This window comes from Pseudarthrobacter sp. 10T415, assembly GCF_056394175.1.
Window position 1 is genome coordinate 146728 of record NZ_JBFTHJ010000001.1, and the last position, 24442, is coordinate 171169.

Consider the following 24442-nt stretch of genomic DNA (forward strand, 5'->3'; position numbering starts at 1 on the left):
AGCTGTAAACCCTCAACCTGTGGTTGAGCCCGTAGGCTACGGGACTATGTCCCAGTTCGTTACCAAACTGAAGTCCGCGGTGCTCGGCGGACTTCTGGTGTTTACCCTGCTGGGCGCGGCCCTGGTTCCGGCGTCGGCCGCGGACCTCCCGCCGGAGGGATACCCCTCCTGGGAAGACGTCCGGCAGGCCAGGGAGTCTGAAGCGGGTACAGCGGCCGGGATCACCCGGCTCGGCAGCCTCCTCGCCGGTTTGCAGGCGGATGCAGAAACGCTTGGCGGCGCGGCCGTGACGGCTGCAGCGGAGTACGCCACTGCCGAAGCGGCACTCACCGCAGCCAACAGCCGGGTCGAAGCCCTGGCGGCGCAGTCCGCAGCAGCCAACGGGGAACTGCAGCAGCACCGCAGGGAGATCGGCGCCCTTGCCGTGCAGTCGTACAAGACGGGTTCAACCACGGCCGGATTCTTCATGGCCCTGGACGCCCTTGAGTCCGGCAGCGTCCACGGACTCAACATGGTGGAGCTGGTGGGCGCGAAGACGGCCGGCCTGGTGGACCGCGCGGCGTCCGCCGCGAAGGTGGCATCGTCCCTGGGTGAACAGGAGAAAGCTGCACGCTCCGAACGGGAAAACCTGGCCAAGGAGGCCGGGACCAGGCTTGCCGGGGCCAGATCGGCGCAGGACGCCGTAGCCCGCCACATCAGTGAAGAGCAGCAGCACGGCGGTGAACTCACTGCACAGCTGGCCTCACTCAAGGGAATAACCGCGGCCGTTGAGGGGGAGTTCCGGCAGGGCCAGGCCGCCCTCGCCGCTTATGAAGCCTCGCAGGCAGCCAAGCGGGCCGCCGCCCGGGAACAGGCCCAACGGGACTCGGACCGGGCAGCGAAAACCGCAGCAGACGCCCGCGTGGAGGTACCACCGCCCGCGGCCGCGGCGCCGCCGGGAGTTGCCGGTCCCGCGCCGGCGAACCCGGATCCGGTGAAGCCCGCTCCGGCGAACCCGGCCCCGGCGCCCCCGCCGCCGGCCCAGCCGGTGCCGCCGCCCGTCGTCGTACCCTCCGTTCCCGGTGGTGCCGTCAACGATCCTGCCGGAGCGAAGAGCTACGCCGCCGGACGCCTGGGCGCCTACGGCTGGGGCCAGGATCAGTTCCTGTGCCTGGCGCAGCTGTGGACCAAGGAGTCGAACTGGCAGACCACGGCCACCAACCCCTACTCGGGCGCCTACGGGATCCCCCAGGCCCTGCCGCCCGGGAAGTACGCGAGCGCCGGCAGTGACTGGCTGACCAGCTACCGGACCCAGGTTGAGTGGGGTCTGGGATACATCCGCGACAGGTACGGCTCGCCCTGCGGAGCCTGGAGCCACTCGATGGCGAACAACTGGTACTGACGCAGGACTAGGCTTTTCCCATGGCTGACTACGAACGCTTCCGGCTGCTGCTCGAAGAGGAGCGGCAGCTGAAACTGGCCCTGCTGCCGGCGTTGCGGGCGGACATCGCCGCCGCCAACTCCGCCCGCCAGGGAGCCAACGTGGATGACGAACACGATCCCGAGGGTGCCACCATCGCCTTCGAGCTGTCCCAGGCCTCGGCGCTGCTGAACCAGAGCTCGGCCGGCCTGGACCAGGTGGAAGCGGCCCTGGCCCGGATCGCCGCCGGAACGTATGGCAGCTGCGCCGTATGCGGCCGGCCCATCGCCGAAGGCAGGCTTGAGGCCCGGCCGTGGACGCCGTACTGCATCGACCACGCAGCCGCAGGGCGCTCGTGAGCACCGGTCCGGACGCCGTCGCCGAGGCGGCCGGTTTCATCGACCGCACGCTGCAGAACGAGGGCGCCTGGTACCGCGCGGACGACGTCGGCAGCAGGTTTGGCGGCACCCTCGGCTCCTACGGTTCCTCAGTGGGCGCCGTGCGCGGGACCATCCGCGACGCCCTCCGCAAGTTCAAGGAGCTGGACCACGATGCCGTGGTCCGGCTTGCCTCGGAACTGTGGGGCCAGCCGAAACCGGGCGCCCGGCCGGTCTTCGAACGCCGCCAGGCCGCGGTGGTGCTGCTCCAGTCGCGGGTGGCCCTGCTGCGGCACTCGGATCTGACCCGCGTTGAGGGATTCCTCCGCTCCGCGCATGCACCCGAACTTGCCGATCCGCTCGTCACCGACGTTCTGCGGCCGCTCCTGGAGAGGCTGGAGCACCGCAACCGGCAACGCGCTGAAACCGTGCTGGCCCGATGGGGTGCCGACCCGGACGCCCACCTGCGGGCGGCAGCAGCAACACTGTCCCACCACAAAGGAGAATGACTATGGACGATCCCTTTAATCTCGAGCGTTTCGTTGCGGCCCAAAACGGCGGAACGTATGACCAGGCGCTGGCCGAGCTCCAGCTCGGGAACAAGACAGGCCACTGGATGTGGTTCATCTTCCCCCAGATCGCAGGCCTGGGGCAGAGCGCAACATCCCGCAAATACGCCATTGCCTCCCTGGCGGAAGCGCGGGCCTACCTGGAACATGACGTGCTGGGCCCGCGCCTGCTTGAGTCCGCGCAGGCACTGACCCACCACGCCGGGCGCTCCGCAGAGGACATCCTGGGTGGCATCGACGCCCGCAAGCTGCAGTCGTCCATGACCCTGTTCCTCCGCGCCGCGCCCGGCGAAACGGTATTCAATACGGTCCTCCCCCAGTTCTTCGACGGCCAGCCGGACGGGTCCACCGACTCGCTGCTTGCCGACCAGGACGCGGAATAGCCGCTACGGCGTGGGGCTGCCGCCGTTGACGTTCAGGGTCTCGCCCACCACGTAGCTGGATTCCGGTGACGCAAGGAACACGTACGCCGGCGCCAGTTCGGCCGGCTGCCCGGCACGGCCCAGGGGAGTGGACTGGCCGAACTCCGGCAGTTCTTCCTTGGGCTGTCCGCTGCTTACCTGCAGCGGCGTCCAGATGGGACCCGGCGCCACGGCGTTGACCCTGATGCCCTTGGGCGCCAGCTGCTGGGCCAGGCCCTTGGTGAAGTTGTTGATGCTGGCCTTGGTGGTGGCGTAGTCCACCAGCGTGGGCGAGGGGTTGTACGCCTGGATGGACGTGGTATTGATAATGGTCGAACCGGCCGGCATGTGCGCCAGGGCCGCTTTGGTCAGCCAGAACATGGCGTAGACGTTGGTTTTTACCGTGTGGTCGAACTGTTCGTCGGTGATGTCCGCCAGGTCCTCCTGGGCCACCTGCTTGCCGGCGTTGTTCACCAGAATGTCCACACTGCCCAGGACGGCCACGGCGGTTTCCACCACTTCGCGGCAGACTGCAGGATCCTTGAGGTCGCCCGGCACTTTGATGGCCTTGCGCCCGGCCGCCTCGATGATCCCCGCGATCCTGGCCGCGTCCTCTTCCTCCTGCGGCAGGTAGGACAAAACTACGTCGGCACCCTCCCGGGCGAAGGCGATGGCTGTTGCCGCCCCGATGCCGGAATCGGCGCCGGTAACGATCGCCTTGCGGCCTTCGAGTCGCCCCGTGCCGCGGTAGGTCTCCTCGCCGAGGTCGGCCTTGGGAGCCAGTTCGGCGTCCAGGCCGGGTTCAGGCTGGTGCTGCTTGGGAGGGGAGATGTGCTCGTAGGCGGTGACCGGATCGCGGAATGTGTACTGGTCTGTCATGGTTTCCTCCTGCTGGTACGGCTGGATTCTCGAAGCTAAGCATGCTTACGTTTCCAGCCTAGGCACCCGGGGGCCGGCTGCCAAGCCGGGCTACCGCCGCTGTACCTCCACCAGGTGCACCCCGGCGAGCCGGCCGCCGCTAACCACGGCCGTCATGTACGTGCACGCGGGCTGCCGCCGGCGGTCCGTGGGGGATCCCGGGTTCAGCAGCCGCAGGCCCCGCGGCGACGTGGTGTCCCACGGGATGTGGCTGTGACCGAAAACCAGGACATCCGCGTCCGGATAGAGCGCCTCGCAGTGCAGTTCACGGCCCTTCGCCTGGCCGGTCTCGTGCACCATCGCAAAACGGACGCCGTCCAGGGTGACGGCTGCCGTTTCGGGCAGCCGGGCGCGGAGATCCGCGCCGTCGTTGTTGCCATAGACACCCACCAGTTGCCGCGCGCGCTGCTCCAATTCATCAAGCAGCGAGGCGTCCACCCAGTCTCCGGCGTGGAAGACCACGTCAGCACGTTCGACGGCGGACCACACCTGGGCGGGCAGTTCCCGGGCGCGCTTGGGGACGTGGGTATCGGCGATCAGGAGGATGTTCAGCGGCATGGGGAAATCCTGCCACGGGGACCTGTCCGGGCCCGCCCCGGAGTCGTAATCTGGGGGCTTGGAGGTGAGTGCCATGGAGGCTGCACAGGGCGACCGCATCATTGTGCACGGAAGGACTGTGGGTGCAACGGACCGTCACGGAGTGATCCTGGAAGTCCGGGGCGAAGGCGGCGCGCCGCCGTATGTGGTCCGCTTCGACGACGGCCACGAAACCGTCATGTACCCCGGCGGTGATTTCGCCGTCGACCACGGACACGCCAACTGACCCTCCGCCGGCCGCCCTCCGGCGCAGCGGACCTGTCAGACTGGGACGATGGACCACGCTTCCGTCGCCGCATCGTCGATTCCGCCTGTCCGCACCGGCCCCCGCAACCCGGGCGATGCCTGGGTGGAAGGGGACCGCGGCCGCTTCTGGGGCCGGTTCGGCGCCGCCGGCGTCCTGGCCTGGGACCCGGCCAGGGGTGTACTGCTGCAGCACCGCGCCGTCTGGAGCCACAACGGGGGAACCTGGGGGTTGCCGGGCGGCGCCCTGCACGAAGGGGAGGACGCGGTGTCCGGGGCGCTCCGCGAAGCCCACGAGGAGGCTGCCGTCCCCGCCGGGCACGTGGACGTGCTGTTCACGTCGGTCCTGGACCTGGGCTACTGGTCCTACACCACGGTGGTGGTCAAGGTCCGCGAGCCTTTCGAGCCCGTGATCAGCGACCCCGAAAGCATCGAACTGCTGTGGGTGCCGCTGCCCGAGGTGGCGGACAAGGAGCTGCATCCCGGATTCGGCGCCGCGTGGCCCGGCCTCCGGGAACGGCTGGCCTAGTAGTCCTTGCCGTATTCGGCGTGGACCAGGATGGGCAGATGGTCCGACTTGCCCCGGGGCAGCGTTTCGACGCTGGTGATGTCCAGTCCCAGGGACGTGGCGAAATCGAAGTGGCCCTTGAAGACCTTGTAGCGGGTGTAGGTGCGCCGGTTGCTGAGGGACAGGGCGTAGCCGGAATTCTTCATGTGCAGATGCAGGTTCTTGGTGAAGAACGGGTAGTTGAAGTCGCCCACCATCAGCGTCATCAGGCCCTTGCCCATGCTCAGCAATTCGGCGTGGGCGGCGTGGATCTGCTTGCGCCGCAATGAATTCGACGCTGTGAGCGGGGCGGCGTGGAAGGACCCGATGACCAGTTCGTGCTGCGTTTCGTTGTCCATCACACGGGTTCCGATCAGCCGCTCATGAGCCGGCGCCAATACCCGGTCATGCATCGATTTCTGCAGCGCAAAGGACTGGGTATCCAGGGCCGTGAAGCGGCTGGTCCGGTAATAGATCGCCAGGCCCAGCCGGTTCCCCTTGGTGGCGTCCGCCAGATGGAGCGGGCCCAGGGTTTCCGGCAGGTCCGCCGCATCAACTTCCTGCAGGCACAGCGCATCGATGTCATGATTCCGGGCGAGGGCAAGCAGTTCGCCGCTCGCTGCGTGCTTGCGGAGGTTGTAGCTGATGACGCGCATGAAACACCTCTTCCGAGGGTTGCTGACAGGACCAGTTCCTGAGTCTAGTCCGCGGCCGGACCCTGCGCTCAAACATTTCGCCGCGACCCGCTGGCCACCATTCTGCGGCGTCCGGATAGAGTTAGTGGCAATTCACTGGGATTTCCTGAAAGGCCACTGTTGACTGACGAACTCCCCGAACTGGCCGAAGGCAGCGCCTACTACCAGGCCCTTGGCGGCGGACATTTCCGCTCCACCATCCACGCCCAGGGCGCCTGGAACACGCACGAGCAGCACATGGCACCGGCCTCCGGCCTGCTGGCGGATGCCCTGGAGCGGCTCCAACCGCGGCCCGGGATGCGGATGGCGCGGCTGAGCTACGAGATCCTGGGCCTGATTCCCGGCGGGGAATTCCACATCGAGGCCACTGTGCTGCGGCCCGGCAGGACCATCGAGCTGCTCCAGGCTGAACTTGTGGCCCAGGGCAGGACTGCCATCCGGGCCACCGCCTGGCGGATGGTCACCAGCGACACCTCAGCGGTTGCCGCCATTGAAGACACCGCCATCCCCGGCCCGGAAGACTGCAAGCCCTACGACGGGTCCGCCATCTGGCCCGGCGGCTACATCCGGTCCCTGGAGATGCGGGTGGCGGAAGGACACCGTCCCGGCGCGGGGAAGGTCTGGCTTCGCACGGCGCATCCGCTGACCGACCGTGAAGACAGCGGAGACCTTGCCCGCCTCATGGGGCTGGTGGACACCGCCAACGGCATTGCCGCACGGGTTCCGCCGGGACCGGACAGCTACGCCTTCCCCAACCTGGACCTGCAGATCCACATGTACCGCCGGCCCGAGGGGGAGTGGCTGGGCCTGGACAACGCCGTATCGTTCGGCCGCGACGGCATCGGCCTGACATCAACGGTCCTGCACGACCCGCAGGGCCCGTTCGGCAGGGCTGAACAGATCCTCACCCTGCGCCAAACCTAGGCGCCGGACCCATGGCTGCCACGCCCTTCCAGACGTATCGTTAACTGTGTCGTTGTATATCGTTCACGATCTCCAGAGGAGACCCTTATGCGTGGCTCAAACCCGGGATATGGATTCGGCAGCAACAACATCGATGGCCTCTGGCAGGCCATCGAGGACTTCCGTTCCCGCTTCGAAAAGCCGGAAGGCACCAGGGCCGGCAAAGGCGAGGTGCGGGCGGCGGTCCTTGCCCTGCTGGCGGAGCGCCCCATGCATGGCTACCAGATCATCCGCGAGATCGAGGAGCGCAGCGGCGGCAGCTGGAAGCCCAGCGCCGGTTCTGTCTACCCCACCCTGCAGTTGCTCGCTGATGAGGGTGTGATCCGGGCCGAGGAATCCAACGGCCGGAAGATCTACTCCCTGACCGAAGCCGGCCGGGACGAGGCTGCCGGCAGCGCCGCATCAAATCCCTGGGCCGGGGCGGGCCCGCAATCCACCACCGGATTCGCTGCCCTTCCCAAGGCAGGCGTCGAGCTGGCCCAGGCCGCCGCGCAGGTGGGGCGGACCGGCACCCCGGAGCAGGTGAAGCAGGCCGTGGCAGTGCTGGACGAGGCACGCCGACGGCTGTACTCGATCCTCGCCCAGGACTGACGGGGGTGGCTTCCGGCCCTCGCCCGCAGGTGGGCCCGGCTGCATTCCTGGGCCACGTCCGTTCCCGCTACCGCCGAATCCTGCGTTTTGCCGCACGGCACCTGGCATCAGTGTGGTGGTACGAGCTGCTGCTGCCCCGGATAGGGCTGGCCCGCGTCGCCGAGCGGACCCGTCCGGCCAGGATGCAGCGGTTCGCCCGCCGTTTCCACGCACTGGCCGTGGAGCTCGGCGGCCTCATGATCAAGGTGGGCCAGTTCCTGTCGTCCCGGCTCGATGTGCTCCCGCCGGAAATCACCGAGGAACTCCAAGGCCTGCAGGATGAGGTGCCACCGGTCGCGTTCCCGGCCATCCGGGCCCTTGCCTCCTCCGAGCTGGGTTTTCCCCTTGACGAGGTGTTTGCCATGTTCGAGGAGGAGCCCCTGGCCGCAGCCTCCCTCGGCCAGGCGCACCGGGCGCGGCTGCTGCCCGCCGACGCGGAGGTGGCCGGGGTCAAGGACGTGGTGGTCAAGGTGCAGCGTCCGGGCATAGAGGCGATCGTCGCCGTCGACCTCGCGGCGCTGCGGAAGGTGGGCGGCTGGCTCAGCCATTTCCGGATCGTGGCCGACCGCGCCGACATGCCGTCCCTGGTGGAGGAGTTCGCGCAGACCAGCCTGGAGGAGATCGACTACCTCCACGAGGCCGCCAGTGCCGAGCGGTTCGCAGCGGATTTCGCCGGCGATGCCCGGGTCCACGTGCCACGGCCCGCCTGGGAGCGGTGCACCCGCCGCGTGCTCACCCTGGAGGATGTCACAGCCATCAAGATCACGGACACGGACGCGCTCCGTTCGGCAGGCATCGACCCCGCAGAGGTGGCGCCGGTGTTCGCCTCGGTCATGTTTGACCAGCTGTTCACCAACGGCTTCTTCCACGCCGACCCGCACCCGGGCAACATTTTCGTCACGCCCACCCGGCCCGGTTCGGGCAGCCATCGCTGGAAACTGACCTTCATCGACTTCGGCATGATGGGCGAGGTAACCCCCTCCACCCGCAGCGGCCTGCGCAAGCTCCTGATCGCCGCCGCGGCCCGCGACGGCAAGGGACTGGTTGCCGCCATCCGCGACGTCGGAGTGCTGGTGCCATCGGCGGACACCGTGGAGCTGGAACGGGCCATGACGCACCTGTTCGCCCGGTTTGGCGGGATGGGCTTCGCCGAGCTCCGCGAGGTGGATCCGCGCGAGTTCCGCGACTTCGCGGAGGAGTTCGGCGAAGTGGTCCGGTCCCTGCCGTTCCAGCTTCCCGAGAACTTCCTGCTGATCATCCGGGCGATGTCCCTCACCTCGGGGGTGTGCAGTTCGCTGGATGAGCGCTTCAACCTGTGGGACTCGGTAGAGCCCTACGCTGCCCGGCTGCTGCGGGAGGAGGGCGGGAACATCGTTCAGGACGCCGCCCGGCAGCTGGCCGGGGCTGCGGGACTTGCGCTGCGGCTGCCGCAGAGGGTGGATGACCTGATCACCCGGATCGGTGAAGGCAACGTGTCTGTCGCCAACCCCCGGCTGGAGCGGCAGGTGGCCAGGCTGGACCGCACGGCCCGCCGGACGGCGTCGGCAGTGGTCTTCGCCGCGTTGCTCATCGCCGGGGCCGTGGTCCGGGCCGACGATTCCGTACTCGGCACCGTCCTGATGGCAGCGTCAGCGGTTCCGCTGCTCCACGGCGCCTGGGTGGGGCGGAGGGGGCGGTAGCCGGGCGCCCGGCCGGTGGGTCGGGCACCGGGCAGGGCGCACGACGGCGTACCCTAGGTTGGGCCCGTCCGGCACCGCCGCGGCAGGGTCAAGGAACAGCATCATGACGACCAAGGGAGCCCAGTGCCATGGCCCACCACCCTGACTCCGGAACCCTGACCGTGGTCCGGCAGGACGTCTCGCTCGGTGCCGCCCGGGACCTTGAGTTCGGCCTTGAGCTGCTCGCCAGGGTGCGCAACGGAAGCATGGGCCCCACCCTTCGGCTGTACCGCCCCGCGCCCACAGTGGCCTTCGGCCAGCGTGACACCCGGCTGCCCGGGTTTGACGCCGCCGCCCAGGCGTGCCGCGACAACGGCTTCGAACCCCTGGTCCGCCGTGCGGGCGGCCGAGCGGCCGCTTATCACCAAGGCACCCTGGTGGTGGACCACATTGAGCCTGACGACGATGCCATCGCCGGTTCCAAAAGGCGGTTCGGCTATTTCGGGGAGCTCTTCGCCGACGCCCTGCGCAGGGTGGGTGTGCAGGCCGCAGTAGGGGAAATCCCGGGGGAATACTGCCCCGGCGAATTCAGCGTGCACGGCACGGCCGCGGCTGACGGGTCCCGCATCAAACTCGTAGGCACTGCGCAGCGGGTGGTGGCCGGCGGCTGGCTGTTCAGTTCGGTCATCGTGGTGGAGGACTCCGCACCGATCCGGAAGGTCCTGACCGACAGCTACGCCGCGCTCGGCCTCGACTGGGACCCAGCCACGGCCGGCGCCGCGGACGACCTCGTCCCCGGGCTGACGGTGGAAGCAGTCACCGAAGCCCTGCTCGAAACGTACGCGGGCCATGCCACCTTGGCTTCGGCGCCGTTCGGCAGCCTGGGGGCATGACCCGCGTCTGCTGGATCACCAGTGTCCGGGCGCGGCACCGGGCAAGTAATGGCCCGGCCGCCCGCATTGTCCTGGACTAGGCCGCCAGGCGGTTCCTGACCTCTGCAGCGGACGGGTTGGTGGCCGCCGTGCCGTCCGGGAACAGGACGGTGGGTACGGTGCGGTTGCCGCCGTTGATCTGCTCCACGAGCTCGGCGGTACCCTCCACTTCCTCGATGTTGATTTCGGTGTAACCGATGCCCTGCGCGTCGAGCTGCTTCTTCAGCCGGTTGCAGTAGCCGCACCAGGTGGTGGAAAACATGGTGATGGTGCCGGTTTCGGGAGTGAAATCCACAGGGTTCTCCTCTGGGTTGGGTGAAGGTTTCGTTCGGGTCAACGGTAGCGTGCCCGCCGGTATTCCCCGGCGTCCGGCCGCCGGGGCGCTGCCCGGATGACAGTATGTGGCGCCGATGGCATGCTGGAGCCATGTGTGGACGCTACGTAATGGCACGCGCCGTGGGGGACCTCCTGGCAGAATTCGACGCCGAACTGGAGGACGAGGTGAGCATTCCGCCGTCGTGGAATGTAGCTCCCACCGATGCCGTCCCCATTGTCCTGGAGCGGTTGGTTGAGAACGGCCCGGACGCCCGGCAGGTCCGCCAGCTGCACGTCGCCCGCTGGGGCCTGGTTCCTTCCTGGGCCAAAGACCCGGGCATCGGGTCCAAAATGATCAACGCCCGCAGCGAATCAGTGCTGGAGAAGCCTGCCTTCCGGAAGGCGATCAAGTCACGGCGCTGCGCCGTCCCCGCCGATGGCTACTACGAGTGGAAGCAGGGCCCCGGGAAGTCCAAGCAGCCGTACTACGTGCACCCCGGCGCAGAAAGGGGGCTGGCCTTCGCAGGCCTCTATGAATGGTGGCGCGATCCGTCGGTGCCGGCGGGCGAGCCCGGCCAGTGGCTGCTTTCCACGTCCATCCTGACGGCAGACACCCCGCCGCCGGGCTCCGAATCAACCGTGTTCGGGAAACTGACCGCACTCCATGACCGGGTACCGCTGCCCATGGACAGGGACACCATGCAGGCCTGGCTTGATCCGCAGGCTGATGACGCCGCCGCCCTGGTGGACATGGTGCGGTCCGGAGTCAAGGATGTGGCCGCCGACTGGCACGTGGAGTCCGTGGGCAAAGAGGTGGGCAACGTCCGCAACAACGGTCCGGAGCTCATCCGGCCCGTGGAGGCCCTCTTCTAGCAGCCCGGACCGCCGGAACCGGAACTCAGACGGTGACCGTCCCGTCGTCGTCCACTGCCCAGGTGGGGTTGTACGCAACTTCCCAGCGGAAACCGTCCGGATCGGAGAAGTAACCCGTGTAGCCGCCCCACGGCTGGGTGACCGGTTCGCCGGTAACTGCAGCCCCGGCGGCCTTCGCCTCCTCCAGGACCCGGTCCACCTCATCGGCGGCGTGCACGTTATGGCTCAGGGTGATGCAGGGGACCGGTCCGGGAGCGTCCACCCCGGCCTCGGCGTGCATCTGGCCCGCATCCCACAGGGAAAGCACCAGCCCGTGGTTGGCCTGGATGAAAACGACTTCGCCGGGGACCTCCCGGTGCACGGGCCACCCGAGACCGTCGACATAAAAGGCCCGGGAGGCCGGAACACTGCGGACACCTAGCGAGATGAAGTCGACTCTGGGTTGCATGCTTCGATACTGTCAGAAGATGGCAACAATTCAAGGAAACGACCGGGATGCACTGGCCGACAAGGAACAGCTCGCCGCAGTCCGAATTGCCGTGGATGAGGTGGACGACCAGATCGTCACCCTTATTGCGCGCCGCGAACGCCTGATCAGGATCGCCGGCACCCTCAAGGGTGACGACGCCGAAGTCCGCGCACCGGACCGCGTGGAGAAAATCATCCAGCATGTCCGCTCGGCAGCTGAGAAGAAGGACATCGACCCGGACATCGTGGAAGCGACGTACCGGGCAATGATCTCCGGATTCATCGAACTGGAGCTCCGGGTCCACCACGAAGACAACGGCTGACCCGCCCGGGCCACCCCTCCTTACCCTGCAGCTGCAACGCTGCGGGGAACCCTAGAGGTTTTCGTCCACCTTCACGCCGGACTGGAAGTCCCGCCCGTCAGCCTCGCTGAAGCCTGTCATCACATGGCCCTTGCCGAGGCCATTGATTGCTGCCATGGGGAAGTTGCCTGTGATGGTGCTGCCTGAATGGCTGACGCCGCCCAGGTCATAGTTCTCCTCACAGTTCTGTTCGTGGTTAAACGAAAAGAAGGCTATGGCCTCCCCGTTCATGAATTCAATGCCCAGCCGGCGCTGGGATGAGTAGTCCGGACTCGCCGCCACAAGACCCACCACGTAGGCGCCGGAACCGGGGATGTTGCCGTCTATATCGAACGTGGCCACCAGCGTGGAGTCCTGTGCCTTGATGCTGACTTGTTTGAGGAGTGCGTCAGAGGTGCTCATGCACCCATCCTGCTCCCTGCAGAACTGTCAGTCCACCCCCTGAACCACGATTCTATGCATTGGGTGGGGCCGGGCGTAGACTGGAGATATTCGAACACATATTCGAATATTTTCCCCAGTTTGCAGTACCAGCCAGTCCCGGAGGCGCCATGGGCATGTTCAGCGAATCAGTTGATGTCGCCTGCACCTCCGACGGTCTTCCCCAGAGCCTTGTATGGGCAGGGTGTACCTATGACATCTGCGCCGAACCCCTCCGATGGTACGAACGCCGCCAATGGTGGGCTGAGGAAAGCCGGGTTCCCCTGGGGAGCGGCCCCGGGATGGTGGATCACGAAATCTGGCGGATCCAGGTCCTGCCCCAGGCTTCGCCAGGACATCTGCCCGGCAGGGAAAGCCAGCCCATGGAACCACTCACGCTTGACCTCACCCGCCACATCCGCAGTGGCAGGTGGCGGCTGCTGCGCATCCACGACGCCCTTCGACCCAGAACAGCATGAGTTTCACGCACCTGCATGTCTCCACCGCCTTCAGCGCGCACTATGGAGTCTCCTGGCCGGAGGAACTGGCCCAGGCCGCCGCTGACGACGGCGCCTCCGCGCTGGCCTGCACAGACCGCGACGGGCTATACGGCACCATTAAGCACCTCAAGGCCTGCATGGCCGCGGGGATCGACCCCATCGTTGGGGTGGACCTTGCGGTGCTGGACGACGACGGCGATCGCCGCACCGAGGTCGCCGGACGGGTTGTGGTGCTCGCCAAGGGGCACAACAACGGTGCCGGCTACAGGGCGCTCTGCCGGCTGATCTCAGATGCCCACTCCCGGACGTCCGGCAAGGCCGGGGGTGCCATCCCCGTGGCAGTGACCCGGGCAGAACTGGCCTCAAGGACCCTCGACCCCCAAACGCTCAAACCAGTCCTGGTGGTCCTCATCGGGCCAGACTCCGACGTGGGGCGTGCCATGGGAGGAAGGCGATACCTGCGTCCACGCACCCTGTTCAAGCAATGGCTCGATGCCATGCCCGCTGGGACAGTGGTGGCAGAGATTGTTTCCCAGCTCAGCGCCCCCGGGTCACCCCTGAGCACCGCCCACGCGGTAAGGATGCTTCGACTCGCCGAAGAACACCGTGTTCCTGCGGTCCTCACCAATGCCGTCAGGTATTGCGGAGCGGACGGAGCGCCCACTGCCGACGTCCTCGACTCCGCACGCACGCTCAAATCCCTTCCCGAACTGGCCGGCGAACCCCTCCTGCAGCCCACCGGCCAGGGATGGCTGAAAACCTCAAACCACATGCGCCGGCTTGCCCAGGAAGTCATTTCCGCTGCAGGCTACGGCGCCGCAGACCTTACGCAGCTCCTTGCACAGACCGAGGCGCTCGCCGATGCCTGCCGCATCGATCCTGCCAGTGACATGGGGTGGAAGCAGCCGGTCGTTCCGGAAGCGTCCATCATCGGGATCAACCAGGACCCCGCCCTGGAACTGGTCCAACGGTGCCATGCCGGAATCGCCAGGCGCTTCCCGGGTATTACCGGTACCGCTGAGCAAACCATGCTCACCAGGCTCGAGCATGAGCTGGGGATCATCCGCAACCTCAACTTCTCCTCCTACTTCCTGACCGTGGCTGAAGTCTCCAGGATGATCCAGGACATGGGAGTTCGTGCCGCAGCAAGAGGCTCAGGTGCATCCAGCCTGGTCAACTACCTGATTGACGTCAGCCAGGTAAATCCGCTGCAGCATGATCTGATATTTGAGCGTTTCCTGTCCCAGGACAGGGCCACCCTGCCGGATATCGATATCGACGTCGAAAGCGCCGAGCGCCACAATGTATACCGCAAAATCTTCGAACGGTTCGGGGCTGAGCGGGTCACCCTGATGAGCATGCAAAACGGATACCGGGCCAGGGGAGCAGTCCGCGATGCCGGCCTCGCCCTGGGAATGGACGGCGACGAGGTGGGGGAGATCGCCAAGCAGCTGTGGCGCTTTTCCGCAGGGAAATTCCGTGAAGCGCTCCAGGAAAAACCAGAACTGCGCGAATTCGCCGGACGGGTGGAACAACGGGACACAGACGGCAACCAGCAACTGGATCTCCTGGTGGACCTGACTGAACGCCTTGATCGGCTGCCCCGCCATATCTCCATGCACCCCTGCGGAGTGATCCTGGGTGACGCCACCCTGCTGGACCGCACCCCGGTCCAGCCCAGCGGGTTGGGGCTGCCCATGAGCCAGTTCGACAAACATGACATGGATCCCATGGGAATGCTGAAGCTTGATGTCCTGGGCGTCAGGATGCAGAGCGCCATGGCGTTTGCCGTCCGTGAAATCATCCGGATCCATCCCTCCAAGAGCGACGTTGTAGCAGCAGGGCACCATGCTCCCGGTCCGGAAGGGGCCGGCCCTGACTACATCGCGGATAACGGGCACATCGATCTCAATGCTGTTCCGCTGGACGACGAAGCCACGTTCGAACTCATTAGGAGTACCCATACACTCGGATGTTTCCAGATCGAGTCTCCCGGGCAGCGGGAACTGATCGGCAAAATGGCACCCCGGGAATTCAACGACCTCATCATCGACATCTCCCTGTTCCGGCCGGGGCCCATGAAATCAGACATGGTCCGGCCTTTCCTGGAGCACCGGCACGGCTTCGCCCCCGAGGTATATCCCCACCCGGACCTCAAGCCAGTCCTTGCCGAAACCCACGGGGTCACGGTGTTCCATGAACAGATCCTCAAGACCTTCGATGTCATGACCCACTGCGGGCTTGCCCGTGCCGACGAGTTCCGGCGTGCCCTGGGCAATGAAAACCGCGAACCCGCTGTGGAGGAGTTCTTCCGCAAGGCAGCCCGCGCCAAAGGGTATGCCCACGAGGTGGTGGACAAAGTTTGGGGAACCCTGAAGGCCTTTGGAAGTTTCGGGTTCTGCAAGGCCCACGGCGCAGCCTTTGCCGTTCCCACATACCAGTCCGCCTGGCTCAAAACGCACCACCCGGAGGCCTTCCTGGCTGGGCTGTGGGAACACGATCCCGGCATGTACCCCAAACGGTTGCTGGTAGCTGAAGCACGGCGCCTGGGCATCCCCATCCTTCCGCTGGACATCAACCGGAGCAAGGACGAATACCGGGTAGAGCGGATCCTGACCGGAGCCGATTCCGGAAAGCTGGGGATACGTCTCAGCCTGAAAGGCATTTACGGGCTTTCGGGAACTGAACTGAAAAGGATCGTCGCCGGGCAGCCTTTTGACTCGCTCGCGGACCTTCGGTCGCGTTCCAGGATCAGCAAGCCCAGCATCAAGCGGCTTGCCCAGCTTGGCGCGTTCGACTCCCTCCACCGGGAGGCAGGAGGAACTGCCAACCGGGCCGACCTCGTCCAGCACCTGCAGCAACTCCAGGTCTCAGGAAGCCGGAAGGGCACCGACGTAGTGGAAGGGCAGCTGTCCTTCCCGCTGGGCGATATTGAGTTGCGCAACGTTAAACCCGGGCTGCCCCAACCGACCCTGGTGGAAACCGTCCGGGCTGAACTTGACCTGATGGCTGTGGATGTCAGCACCCACCTGATGGACAGCCACCGCCCAATCCTGGAAAAGCTGGGCGTCACCACGGCCGACAAGCTGCTGGGACTGCGGAACGGAACCGAAGTGCTGGTGGCCGGCGTCCGGGTAGCCACCCAGACGCCACCCATGCGTGGGGGCCGGCGGGTGGTGTTCATTAGCATCGACGACGGTACCGGCTGCATCGATTCAGTGTTCTTCCATGAAGCCCAGGAAAGCGCCGGTCCGCTCCTGTTCGGAACCCGGATGCTGCTGATCCGGGGCACCACCCGCAGGACCGGTCCGCGGGGAATCAGCCTTAGCGCCAGCATGGCCTGGGACCTCAGCAGGCCCGAAACGCTGCCGTTCCCGCCGTCGGAAACTCCCTTCCAGGACGTGGCGCACCCACTGGACGGCATTGCCAGGAGCCTCGCCATCACCGGTTTCAACGGCTGACTTCGGCTTTCCCGCTGCCGTGAGCCGCGTTGGTCGGCCCTCCGCCGAACCGATAGCATTGACGGTGGCTGGCTGTGGTCCCCGTACGCCGCAAGCTATGAAGCCTCAACTTTGAATAGGAGACACCCGTGTCAGATGCCCAGCAGATCACCCTTCTCGTCGACGGCGAAGAGACCAAGGTGACTACCGGGACAACCGGTGCGGAACTCTTCTTTGAGCGCCGCGATGTTGTCGTGGCCCGCGTTAATGGCGAACTCAAGGACCTGGACCAGGAACTGCCCGAAGGTGCCGAGGTGGAAGGCGTCACCATCGAATCCCCGGACGGACTGAACGTCCTGCGCCACTCCACCGCCCACGTCATGGCCCAGGCCGTCCAGCAGCTGCGCCCCGATGCCAAGCTCGGCATCGGCCCCTACATCACCGATGGCTTCTACTTCGACTTCGACGTCGCCGAACCGTTCACCCCCGAGGACCTCAAAACCCTCGAGAAGATGATGCAGAAGATCATCAACCAGAACCAGAAGTTCGTCCGCCGCGTTGTCAGCGAGGACGAAGCCCGCGATGCCATGAAGAACGAGCCCTACAAGCTCGAGCTGCTGGGCAAGAAGAACGAAGCTGCCGAGGCCGGCGAAGGCGTGAACGTCGAGGTCGGCGCCGGCGACATCACCATCTACGACAACGTTGAGCGCAAGGAAGGCACCACTGTCTGGTGCGACCTCTGCCGTGGCCCCCACCTGCCCAACACCAAGCTCATTTCCAACGCCTTCGCCCTGACGCGTTCCTCTTCCGCCTACTGGCTGGGCAACCAGAAGAACCAGCAGCTGCAGCGCATCTACGGCACCGCCTGGCCCACCAAGGACGCCCTCAAGGCCTACCAGGAACGCATCGCCGAGGCTGAACGCCGCGACCACCGCAAGCTCGGTTCCGAGCTGGACCTGTTCTCCTTCCCGGATGAGCTGGGCTCGGGCCTTCCGGTGTTCCACCCCAAGGGCGGCATCATCCGGAAGGAAATGGAGGACTACTCCCGCCAGCGCCACGTGGAGGCCGGCTACGAGTTCGTCTACACCCCACACATCACCAAGGGCCACCTGTACGAAGTTTCCGGGCACCTGGACTGGTACAAGGAGGGCATGTTCCCGGCGATGCACGTCGACGCCGAGCTCAATGAGGACGGCACCGTCCGCAAGCCCGGCCAGGACTATTACCTGAAGCCGATGAACTGCCCCATGCACAACCTGATCTTCCGTTCGCGGGGCCGCTCCTACCGCGAACTTCCGCTTCGCCTGTTTGAGTTCGGGTCTGTCTACCGGTACGAGAAGTCCGGCGTGGTCCACGGCCTGACCCGCGTCCGTGGGATGACACAGGACGATGCCCACATCTACTGCACCCGCGAGCAGATGAAGGACGAGCTCACCAAGACGCTCACCTTCGTCCTGGACCTGCTCAAGGACTACGGCCTCAACGACTTCTACCTGGAGCTGTCCACCAAGGACCCGGAGAAGTATGTCGGCGAGGACGCTGCGTGGGAGGAAGCCACCCGCACCCTGGCCGAAGTGGCCCAGGAATCGGGACTGGAACTCGTACCGGATCCGGGTGGAGCCGCGTTCTACGGCCCCAAGATCTCCGTGCAGGCCAAGGACGCCCTGGGCCGCACCTGGCAGATGTCCACCATCCAGCTGGACTTCAACCTGCCCGAACGCTTCGAACTCGAATTCCAGGCTGCAGACGGCAGCCGGCAGCGTCCCGTGATGATCCACCGTGCACTTTTCGGCTCGGTGGAGCGGTTCATGGGCGTCCTCACCGAGCACTACGCCGGCGCCTTCCCGGCATGGCTGGCACCCGTCCAGGTGGTGGGCATCCCGGTGGCCGAAACCTTCAACGAGTACATGTTCGACGTCGTCGACCAGCTGAAGGCGGCCGGTATCCGTGCCGAGGTGGACACCTCCTCGGACCGTTTCCCGAAGAAGATCCGTACCGCCAGCAAGGACAAGATCCCGTTCGTGCTGATCGCCGGCGGAGACGACGCCGAAGCCGGCGCGGTTTCCTTCCGGTTCCGTGACGGCAGCCAGGACAACGGCGTGCCGGTGGCAGAAGCAGTCAAGCGGATCACCGAAGCCGTCCGTAACCGGACCAGCTAGCGAACGGAACAGCACCGTGGAGGAGAACACAGGCGCCGGGTATCCAGGGGATGCCGGTGTAACCGACGACTTTGCCCTGGCCGGTGTCCCGGACGCTTTCCAGCGCCTGTGGACTCCGCACCGGATGGCCTACATCAAGGGCGGGCAGCACCAGTTCAAGAATGAGAATGACTGCCCGTTCTGCGTGGGCCCGGGACGAACCGACGAGGACGCCCTCATCGTGTACCGGGGGAAAACCTGCTACGTCGTGCTGAACCTCTTTCCGTACAACCCCGGGCACCTGCTGGTCTGCCCGTACCGGCACGTCCCGGACTACACGGACCTGACGGTCGAGGAAACTGCCGAATTCGCCGACCTGACCCAGACGGCGATGCGCGTCCTGCGCAAGGTGTCCAACCCGGGCGGATTCAACCTGGGCATGAACCAGGGTGTGGTGGGCGGTGCCGGTATCGCCGCCCACCTGCACCAGCACATCGTTCCGCGCTGGGGCGGCGACGGGAACTTCTTCCCCATCATTGCCCAGACCAAGGCCATCACGCAGACCCTCGATGAGGTCCGGCAGATGGTGGCCGACGCCTGGCCCGGGGAGACTGATGCTGAATAGGCACGCCCGCGGTTTCTTTACCGCGCTTTTCACCCCGTTGGCCCGCTGGCTCCTGCGCCTGGGTGTCTCGCCCGACGCCGTAACAGTCATCGGAACCGCGGGCGTCGCGCTGGGCGCCCTGGTGTTCTATCCCCTCGGGCAACTGTTCTGGGGGACGGTCTTCATTACGGCCTTCATCTTTTCCGATGTCCTGGACGGCATCATGGCCCGCATGCAGGACGTCAAGAGCCGCTGGGGCAACTTCCTGGACTCCACCCTGGACCGCGTCGCGGACGGCGCGCTCTTCGCCGGACTGGCGGTGTGGTTCTTCACGGGCGGGCAAAATACTGCCATCGCCGCGGGGGCCATGGTCTGCCTGGTCCTGGGCATGGTGGTCTCCTATGCGCGGGCCAAAGCCGAGTCCCTTGGATACACGGCAAATGTCGGCATCGCGGAGCGGGCCGAGCGGCTCGTCTCCGTCCTGGTGGTCACTGGGCTCACCGGGCTGGGACTGCCGCCGGTGGTGCTGCTCGTGACGCTGGTGCTGCTGGCGCTGGCCAGCTTCACGACGATCGTCCAGCGTGTTGCTTCGGTCCGCCGGCAGGCCCTGGCACAACCGCTTCCCGCGGACGAAACGTAATTGCCGCGGCTGGCCGCCGGGGGACTACTATAAGGATTGCCCGGTCAATGGACCCGGCAATCCGTGTGTGTACAGTCCGGCATCAGCATGCCCGCCTGCACACCCGGCGAAGATCGTCTATCTACCCATAGGGGTTTTTGTGTCTACACCAGATGTAAGCAACGAGGCCGGTTCGTCCGCGAACAGCGTCACGGGCAGCAACCGCGTGAAGCGCGGCATGGCTGAGATGCTCAAGGGCGGCGTCATCATGGACGTCGTCAACGTTGAACAGGCCCGCATCGCCGAAGACGCTGGTGCTGTTGCAGTCATGGCCCTGGAACGAGTTCCGGCCGATATCCGCGCCCAGGGCGGCGTGTCGCGCATGTCCGATCCGGACATGATCGACGCCATCATCGAAGCCGTGTCCATTCCGGTCATGGCGAAGGCCCGCATCGGCCACTTCGTCGAAGCCCAGGTCCTGCAGTCCCTCGGCGTGGACTACATTGACGAGTCCGAGGTCCTCACCCCGGCCGACTACGTCAACCACATCGACAAGTGGAACTTCAAGGTTCCCTTCGTCTGTGGCGCCACCAACCTTGGTGAGGCCCTGCGCCGCATCAACGAAGGCGCGGCGATGATCCGGTCTAAGGGTGAAGCCGGCACCGGCGATGTTTCCAACGCCACCGGCCACATGCGCCAGATCCGCGCCGAGATCGCCAAGCTCGCAGCCCTTCCCGAGGACGAACTGTACGTCGCGGCCAAGGAACTGCAGGCCCCGTACGAACTGGTCAAGGAAGTTGCCGCTGCCGGCAAGCTCCCCGTGGTGCTGTTCACCGCCGGCGGCATCGCCACCCCGGCCGACGCCGCCATGATGATGCAGCTCGGCGCCGACGGCGTGTTCGTTGGCTCCGGCATCTTCAAGTCCGGCAACCCCGCCCAGCGCGCGGCCGCCGTCGTGAAGGCCACCACCTTCTTCGATGACCCCGACGTCATCGCCAAGGCCTCCCGCGGCCTCGGCGAAGCCATGGTGGGCATCAACGTCGACGAAATCCCCCAGCCGCACCGCCTCGCCGAGCGCGGCTGGTAACTCCCGCCTTGGTCGCCTTGGGTGCGCCGGACGGCGCCATCCTCGGCGCGCTATTCCCCGCGCATTGTCTGCAGCTACGTAGCTGGTTGGGGCGCGGGGGCCCTTTTACGCGCGCTGCCGGATAACGCCGTCCGACGCTTCTGGTCGCCTTGCATTGGTAAGCACGACGGCGGCGGGTCACCTTGTGTGGGACCCGCCGCCGTCGTTTTTTAAGGTGTGGGGGGGTGTGGTCTACTCCAGGCCGCGGCGCTTTAGCAGGGGCTCGAGTTTGGCGTCCCGGCCGCGGAGGATCCGGAAGGACTCCAGGGGGTCGCGGCTGTTGCCCCGCGAGAGCAGTTCCTGCCGGAACCGGTCGCCGTTGGCCCTGGTAAGCCCGCCGTTCTCCGTGAACCAGTCCACCGTCTCGGCATCCAGGACCTCACTCCAGATGTAGGAGTAGTAGCCGGCGGCGTAGCCCGCGCCGGCAAAAATGTGCTGGAAGTAGCCGGTCCGATACCGCGGCGGGATGAGCGCGTGCGTGATGCCCGCCGCGGCGAGGGACTTCGCCTCAAACGCGAGGGCGTCATCCGGGACGGCATCCTGCTCCAGCACGTGCCACGCCAGGTCCAGCAAGGCGGCGCCCAGATACTCGGTGGTGGCAAACCCTTCGCCCCAGAGCCTGGATTCGTCCAGCCGGTCCACAACATCCTGCGGCAGCGGTTCGCCCGTGGCGTGGTGGCGGGCGTAGTTCGCGAGGACCTCCGGCCACATGATCCACATTTCGTTGACCTGCGAAGGGAATTCCACGAAATCGCGGGGGACAGCAGTACCGGAGAACCGCGGGTAGGTGACATCGGAAAAGAGCCCGTGCAGCGCGTGGCCGAACTCGTGGAAGACCGTCCGCACCTCGTCAAGTGTCAGGAGGGTCGGTTCACCGGGCGCGGGCTTAGTGATGTTGAGCGTGTTCATCACCACGGGCCTGGTACCCAGCAAGGCGTTCTGGTCCACCAGCGAGTTCATCCATGCGCCGCCCCGCTTGGATTCGCGGGAATAGTAGTCACCGAGGAACAGCCCCAGCCCGCCGCCGTCGGAATCCCTGATCTCCCAGACCCGCACGTCAGGGTGGTAACCAGCCAAGTCTTCCCGCTCATGGAAGCTGATGCCGTACAGGGACCCGGCCGCGAAAAAGACGCCGTCCCGCAGCACGCGCTCCAGCTCGAAGTAGGGGCGGAGGGCCTGCTCGTCCACGCTGTACTTCTCCCGGCGGACTTTCGCCGAGTAGTAGGCCCAGTCCCACGGTTCCAGGGCGTGCCCGGCGGACTCGGCAAGGGCGGACGCTTCACGGTCCGCGTTGCGGACGGCGGCGGGGGCCATGCGGTTCAGCATGGACTGCACCGCCCCGAAGTCAGGCGCCGTCTGGCGGTCTGCCACCAGTTCAGCGTAATTCGCAAAACCCAGCAGCGTGGCCTTCTCTGCACGCAGCCGGGCCATGGACCTGGCCAGGTCCAGGACGTCCAGGGGGCCGCCGCTGCTGCCGCGCGCAACGGACGCTTCGAACAGCCGACGGCGGACGGCCCGGTCCGAAAGTGAGGCAAGGGCAGGCTGGTTGCTTGGCTGGATAAGCCCCAGCAGGAACTGCCCCTCATGTCCTGCTGCCCGGGCCGCTTCAGCTGCGGCGGCGACGTCGTCGGCGGGCAGGCCGTCAAGTTCTTCCGCATCCTCGACGAGGAGCGCAGCGGACTTCATCCCTTCCTTGACCCGCTGGCCGAACTCCGTGCCCAGCCGGGAGAGCTCTGCGTTAACGGCCCTGAGCCGGTCCTGTCCGGCGGGATCGAGCTGGATACCGGTTTGCCGGAACTCCTTCAGGTACTCCTCCACCAGCCGGACCGACTCGGGATCACATGCAGAGGTATCGATGCCCCGGAAACGCTCATACAGGTCAGGGTTCAGGAAGAGCTCATCCTGGTGGGCCGAAAACCGGGGCGAGAACTTCGTTTCCAGTTCCCTGATCTCCGGTGAAGCATCCGCCGAAACAAGGGTAAAGAAGGAGGCGGCTGCGCGGTCCAGCAACCGCCCCGACTGCTCCATCGCCACCGCGGTGTTCTCGAAGGTGGGTGCCTCCGGATTCTGCACAATGCGGTCAATTTCAGCGAGGTGCTCAGCCAGGCCTGCTTCGATGGCCTCGGCGTAATGGGCGGCCTCGATGCGGGCGAAGGGCGGGAGACCATACGGCAGGGAGCTGGGAGCCAGCAGGGGGTTCGTCATGATGAAAACCTTTCACATGAGGGCACGCTTCTCAATGCGGCCAAATACCCGTGCCGAAGGCTGGCCATTTCTAGACTTGGCGGTATGGGGAAAAGTACCGGGAGGGCTCCTGCGCGCTCCCGCGCGGGTGCCGGGCTGCAGCAGTGGATGCGCGCTGTGTCGGTGGCAGGCCTGCTGCTCGTGGCCGGGCCGCTCGCCGGGTGCGGTCTTGTGGCGCAAGGGGCTGGCAGCGGTGAGTCCGCCGCCGGGTCCACCAAGAGCCCACACCCCGGAATGCCGTCCGGTACAGCCTCGGCTTCGAGTACCCCGCCAACCCCGGCACCTTCGCCCACACCGGGCAAGGGCCCGCGGTGCCCGGTGCTGCGCTGCGCGTCGGTGGTGGTCACCGGCGGCATGCCGGTCCATAGCAGCATCTGGCAGGAGGCACAGCAGGATGCCGCTGAGGCCGGGAAGCCGGGCCTGGATTTCCTGCCGATGCTGGAGGGACAACGGCGCTACCTGGAGAGGTCTGACCTCGCCATCTGCCACCAGGGGAGCCCTGTGGCGAAATCGGACGGGCCGTTTGCCGGCCACCCCTCGTTCAATGTGCCGCCGCAGATCGTCACCGCTGCGAAGGACGTGGGCTACCAGGCCTGCACCACCGCGGGCGACCACATTCTTGACCGCAGTACCGACGGACTCCTGCGGACCGTGGATGCCCTGGACGCGGCCGGCCTGAAACACACCGGTTCCTACCGCACCGCCACGGAGTCCCAACAGATCCTCATCCTGCAGACCCCTGCGGCGAAGGTGGCTGTCATCGAGGCAACTTTCGGCCTCAACGGGAAGACCCCGGAATACCCGTGGCAGGTGGACGTGTTGGACTCCAGCACCATGATTGCCAAGGCCAGGAAGGCGCGGATGCTGGGCGCCGACGTCGTGATTGGTGCCATGCACGCAGGGGACGGCAACGGCGGGAACACCGGTACCCCGACCGCCCAACAAACGGACGCAGCCCGTGCGCTGGCGGACAGCGGGCAGTTCAACCTGGTCTACGGCCACTCCCCATCAGTGCTGCCCATCGAGAACTACAAGGGCACCTGGATCGCCTACGGACTGGGCAACGGGATGACGGACGTTTCCCCTGCCCATCCAGCCAAGAGCGAGGGCCTGCTGGTCCGCGCGCAGTTCGGCCAGGACGCCGCCGGAACCTGGACCGTCACGGACCTGGCGTGGACGCCGACCGTCATGCTCGCGAAGCCCTACCGGTGGTGTGCGGTGGCCGCTGATGCGCCGCAGGGACCCTGCGCCGGGGCGCCGGCCGACGACACCACACGGCAACGGACCATTGAAGTGGTGAACTCCATGGGCGCCGCAGCTGCCGGCGCGCATGAACTCCTCATCACCCTCGAACCCTGACGGCCGTTAAGAAGCGGCGGCCGCCACGACGCCAAGAGAAAAGCC

The 24442-nt window shown here is 66.2% G+C and carries 26 protein-coding genes; 19 read left to right on the forward strand and 7 right to left on the reverse strand.

The annotated features are described in order from the left end of the window. Positions 1 to 46 precede the first annotated feature (46 nt). From AC1DBN_RS00705 to AC1DBN_RS00720, 4 genes are read left to right on the forward strand one after another with little or no spacing between them, the layout of a single operon-like run. Positions 47 to 1381, forward strand: a complete 1335-nt coding sequence (locus tag AC1DBN_RS00705) for an aggregation-promoting factor C-terminal-like domain-containing protein (RefSeq protein ID WP_314214645.1) — start codon at positions 47 to 49, stop codon at positions 1379 to 1381. A gap of 20 nt (positions 1382 to 1401) precedes the next feature. Then, positions 1402 to 1758: a TraR/DksA family transcriptional regulator gene (locus AC1DBN_RS00710; RefSeq protein ID WP_091720574.1), complete on the forward strand. Its 357-nt coding sequence runs from the start codon at positions 1402 to 1404 to the stop codon at positions 1756 to 1758. Continuing rightward, a complete protein-coding gene (locus AC1DBN_RS00715) occupies positions 1755 to 2285 on the forward strand; it encodes a DNA alkylation repair protein (RefSeq protein ID WP_091720572.1) in 531 nt (176 codons plus the stop codon). The genes AC1DBN_RS00710 and AC1DBN_RS00715 overlap by 4 nt, the downstream gene beginning before the upstream one ends. A 2-nt stretch (positions 2286 to 2287) precedes the next feature. Beyond that, positions 2288 to 2728 carry a DUF1810 domain-containing protein gene (locus AC1DBN_RS00720; RefSeq protein WP_477722429.1) on the forward strand — a complete coding sequence of 147 codons (441 nt, stop codon included), beginning with the start codon at positions 2288 to 2290 and terminating at the stop codon, positions 2726 to 2728. Between the two features lie 3 nt (positions 2729 to 2731). Here AC1DBN_RS00720 and AC1DBN_RS00725 read toward each other — a convergent pair whose 3' ends face one another. Together AC1DBN_RS00725 and AC1DBN_RS00730 are read right to left on the reverse strand one after the other, a co-directional pair. Continuing rightward, positions 2732 to 3625, reverse strand: coding sequence for a glucose 1-dehydrogenase (locus tag AC1DBN_RS00725; RefSeq protein WP_091720567.1), 894 nt, complete (start codon positions 3623 to 3625; stop codon positions 2732 to 2734). Positions 3626 to 3715: 90 nt separating this feature from the next. Continuing rightward, complete coding sequence (locus AC1DBN_RS00730; RefSeq protein WP_091720565.1) at positions 3716 to 4222, reverse strand: metallophosphoesterase family protein; 507 nt, start codon at positions 4220 to 4222, stop codon at positions 3716 to 3718. Positions 4223 to 4295: 73 nt separating this feature from the next. Between AC1DBN_RS00730 and AC1DBN_RS00735 the strand changes: the two genes are divergently transcribed. Then, positions 4296 to 4487 carry a DUF1918 domain-containing protein gene (locus AC1DBN_RS00735; protein ID WP_015937249.1) on the forward strand — a complete coding sequence of 64 codons (192 nt, stop codon included), beginning with the start codon at positions 4296 to 4298 and terminating at the stop codon, positions 4485 to 4487. Between the two features lie 48 nt (positions 4488 to 4535). Next, positions 4536 to 5033, forward strand: a complete 498-nt coding sequence (locus AC1DBN_RS00740) for an NUDIX domain-containing protein (protein ID WP_091720563.1) — start codon at positions 4536 to 4538, stop codon at positions 5031 to 5033. On the opposite strand, the gene AC1DBN_RS00745 is transcribed toward AC1DBN_RS00740, so the two are convergent. Continuing rightward, positions 5030 to 5707, reverse strand: a complete 678-nt coding sequence (locus tag AC1DBN_RS00745) for an endonuclease/exonuclease/phosphatase family protein (RefSeq protein WP_091720561.1) — start codon at positions 5705 to 5707, stop codon at positions 5030 to 5032. The genes AC1DBN_RS00740 and AC1DBN_RS00745 overlap by 4 nt on opposite strands. Positions 5708 to 5866: 159 nt before the next feature. Here AC1DBN_RS00745 and AC1DBN_RS00750 point away from each other — a divergent pair, with 159 nt between their 5' ends. From AC1DBN_RS00750 to AC1DBN_RS00765, 4 genes are all read left to right on the forward strand, one after another. Further along, complete coding sequence (locus AC1DBN_RS00750; protein ID WP_477722430.1) at positions 5867 to 6670, forward strand: thioesterase family protein; 804 nt, start codon at positions 5867 to 5869, stop codon at positions 6668 to 6670. Between the two features lie 87 nt (positions 6671 to 6757). Beyond that, positions 6758 to 7300, forward strand: a complete 543-nt coding sequence (locus tag AC1DBN_RS00755) for a PadR family transcriptional regulator (protein ID WP_091720556.1) — start codon at positions 6758 to 6760, stop codon at positions 7298 to 7300. Positions 7301 to 7305: 5 nt separating this feature from the next. Further along, complete coding sequence (locus AC1DBN_RS00760) at positions 7306 to 9018, forward strand: ABC1 kinase family protein (RefSeq protein ID WP_091720553.1); 1713 nt, start codon at positions 7306 to 7308, stop codon at positions 9016 to 9018. A gap of 128 nt (positions 9019 to 9146) precedes the next feature. Next, positions 9147 to 9890, forward strand: a complete 744-nt coding sequence (locus AC1DBN_RS00765; RefSeq protein WP_091720551.1) for a lipoate--protein ligase family protein — start codon at positions 9147 to 9149, stop codon at positions 9888 to 9890. A 76-nt stretch (positions 9891 to 9966) separates the two neighbouring features. On the opposite strand, the gene AC1DBN_RS00770 is transcribed toward AC1DBN_RS00765, so the two are convergent. Then, positions 9967 to 10224 (reverse strand): mycoredoxin, encoded by a 258-nt coding sequence (locus AC1DBN_RS00770; protein ID WP_091720532.1) that lies wholly within the window; start codon positions 10222 to 10224, stop codon positions 9967 to 9969. A 131-nt stretch (positions 10225 to 10355) separates the two neighbouring features. On the opposite strand from AC1DBN_RS00770, the gene AC1DBN_RS00775 reads away from it, so the two are divergent. Then, the gene (locus AC1DBN_RS00775) at positions 10356 to 11117 is read left to right on the forward strand and encodes an SOS response-associated peptidase (protein ID WP_091720529.1); all 762 of its coding nucleotides are present in this window, start codon (positions 10356 to 10358) and stop codon (positions 11115 to 11117) included. A 25-nt stretch (positions 11118 to 11142) separates the two neighbouring features. Here the strand turns inward: AC1DBN_RS00775 and AC1DBN_RS00780 are convergent, their stop codons facing one another. Then, the gene (locus AC1DBN_RS00780) at positions 11143 to 11565 is read right to left on the reverse strand and encodes a VOC family protein (protein WP_091720527.1); all 423 of its coding nucleotides are present in this window, start codon (positions 11563 to 11565) and stop codon (positions 11143 to 11145) included. Between the two features lie 19 nt (positions 11566 to 11584). On the opposite strand from AC1DBN_RS00780, the gene AC1DBN_RS00785 reads away from it, so the two are divergent. Further along, positions 11585 to 11908 carry a chorismate mutase gene (locus tag AC1DBN_RS00785; RefSeq protein WP_015937239.1) on the forward strand — a complete coding sequence of 108 codons (324 nt, stop codon included), beginning with the start codon at positions 11585 to 11587 and terminating at the stop codon, positions 11906 to 11908. Between the two features lie 51 nt (positions 11909 to 11959). Here the strand turns inward: AC1DBN_RS00785 and AC1DBN_RS00790 are convergent, their stop codons facing one another. Next, on the reverse strand, positions 11960 to 12349 hold the full coding sequence (locus tag AC1DBN_RS00790) for a hypothetical protein (RefSeq protein WP_015937238.1): 390 nt from the start codon (positions 12347 to 12349) through the stop codon (positions 11960 to 11962). Between the two features lie 149 nt (positions 12350 to 12498). Between AC1DBN_RS00790 and AC1DBN_RS00795 the strand changes: the two genes are divergently transcribed. From AC1DBN_RS00795 to pdxS, 6 genes are all read left to right on the forward strand, one after another. Then, positions 12499 to 12846 carry a DUF6504 family protein gene (locus AC1DBN_RS00795; protein WP_091720524.1) on the forward strand — a complete coding sequence of 116 codons (348 nt, stop codon included), beginning with the start codon at positions 12499 to 12501 and terminating at the stop codon, positions 12844 to 12846. Then, a complete protein-coding gene (locus tag AC1DBN_RS00800; protein ID WP_477722431.1) occupies positions 12843 to 16328 on the forward strand; it encodes a DNA polymerase III subunit alpha in 3486 nt (1161 codons plus the stop codon). Before AC1DBN_RS00795 ends, AC1DBN_RS00800 begins: the two co-directional genes overlap by 4 nt. A gap of 128 nt (positions 16329 to 16456) precedes the next feature. Continuing rightward, the gene (thrS, locus tag AC1DBN_RS00805) at positions 16457 to 18466 is read left to right on the forward strand and encodes a threonine--tRNA ligase (protein WP_477722432.1); all 2010 of its coding nucleotides are present in this window, start codon (positions 16457 to 16459) and stop codon (positions 18464 to 18466) included. 16 nt (positions 18467 to 18482) lie between these two features. Next, positions 18483 to 19070 (forward strand): HIT family protein, encoded by a 588-nt coding sequence (locus tag AC1DBN_RS00810; RefSeq protein WP_056079499.1) that lies wholly within the window; start codon positions 18483 to 18485, stop codon positions 19068 to 19070. After that, complete coding sequence (pgsA, locus tag AC1DBN_RS00815) at positions 19060 to 19689, forward strand: phosphatidylinositol phosphate synthase (RefSeq protein WP_477722433.1); 630 nt, start codon at positions 19060 to 19062, stop codon at positions 19687 to 19689. The genes AC1DBN_RS00810 and pgsA overlap by 11 nt, the downstream gene beginning before the upstream one ends. Positions 19690 to 19828: 139 nt before the next feature. Then, positions 19829 to 20755 (forward strand): pyridoxal 5'-phosphate synthase lyase subunit PdxS, encoded by a 927-nt coding sequence (gene pdxS, locus AC1DBN_RS00820; RefSeq protein ID WP_477722434.1) that lies wholly within the window; start codon positions 19829 to 19831, stop codon positions 20753 to 20755. A gap of 231 nt (positions 20756 to 20986) precedes the next feature. Here the strand turns inward: pdxS and AC1DBN_RS00825 are convergent, their stop codons facing one another. After that, positions 20987 to 22999 carry a M3 family metallopeptidase gene (locus AC1DBN_RS00825; protein ID WP_477722435.1) on the reverse strand — a complete coding sequence of 671 codons (2013 nt, stop codon included), beginning with the start codon at positions 22997 to 22999 and terminating at the stop codon, positions 20987 to 20989. Positions 23000 to 23146: 147 nt separating this feature from the next. Between AC1DBN_RS00825 and AC1DBN_RS00830 the strand changes: the two genes are divergently transcribed. Continuing rightward, positions 23147 to 24397 (forward strand): CapA family protein, encoded by a 1251-nt coding sequence (locus AC1DBN_RS00830; protein ID WP_477722530.1) that lies wholly within the window; start codon positions 23147 to 23149, stop codon positions 24395 to 24397. Positions 24398 to 24442 lie beyond the last annotated feature (45 nt).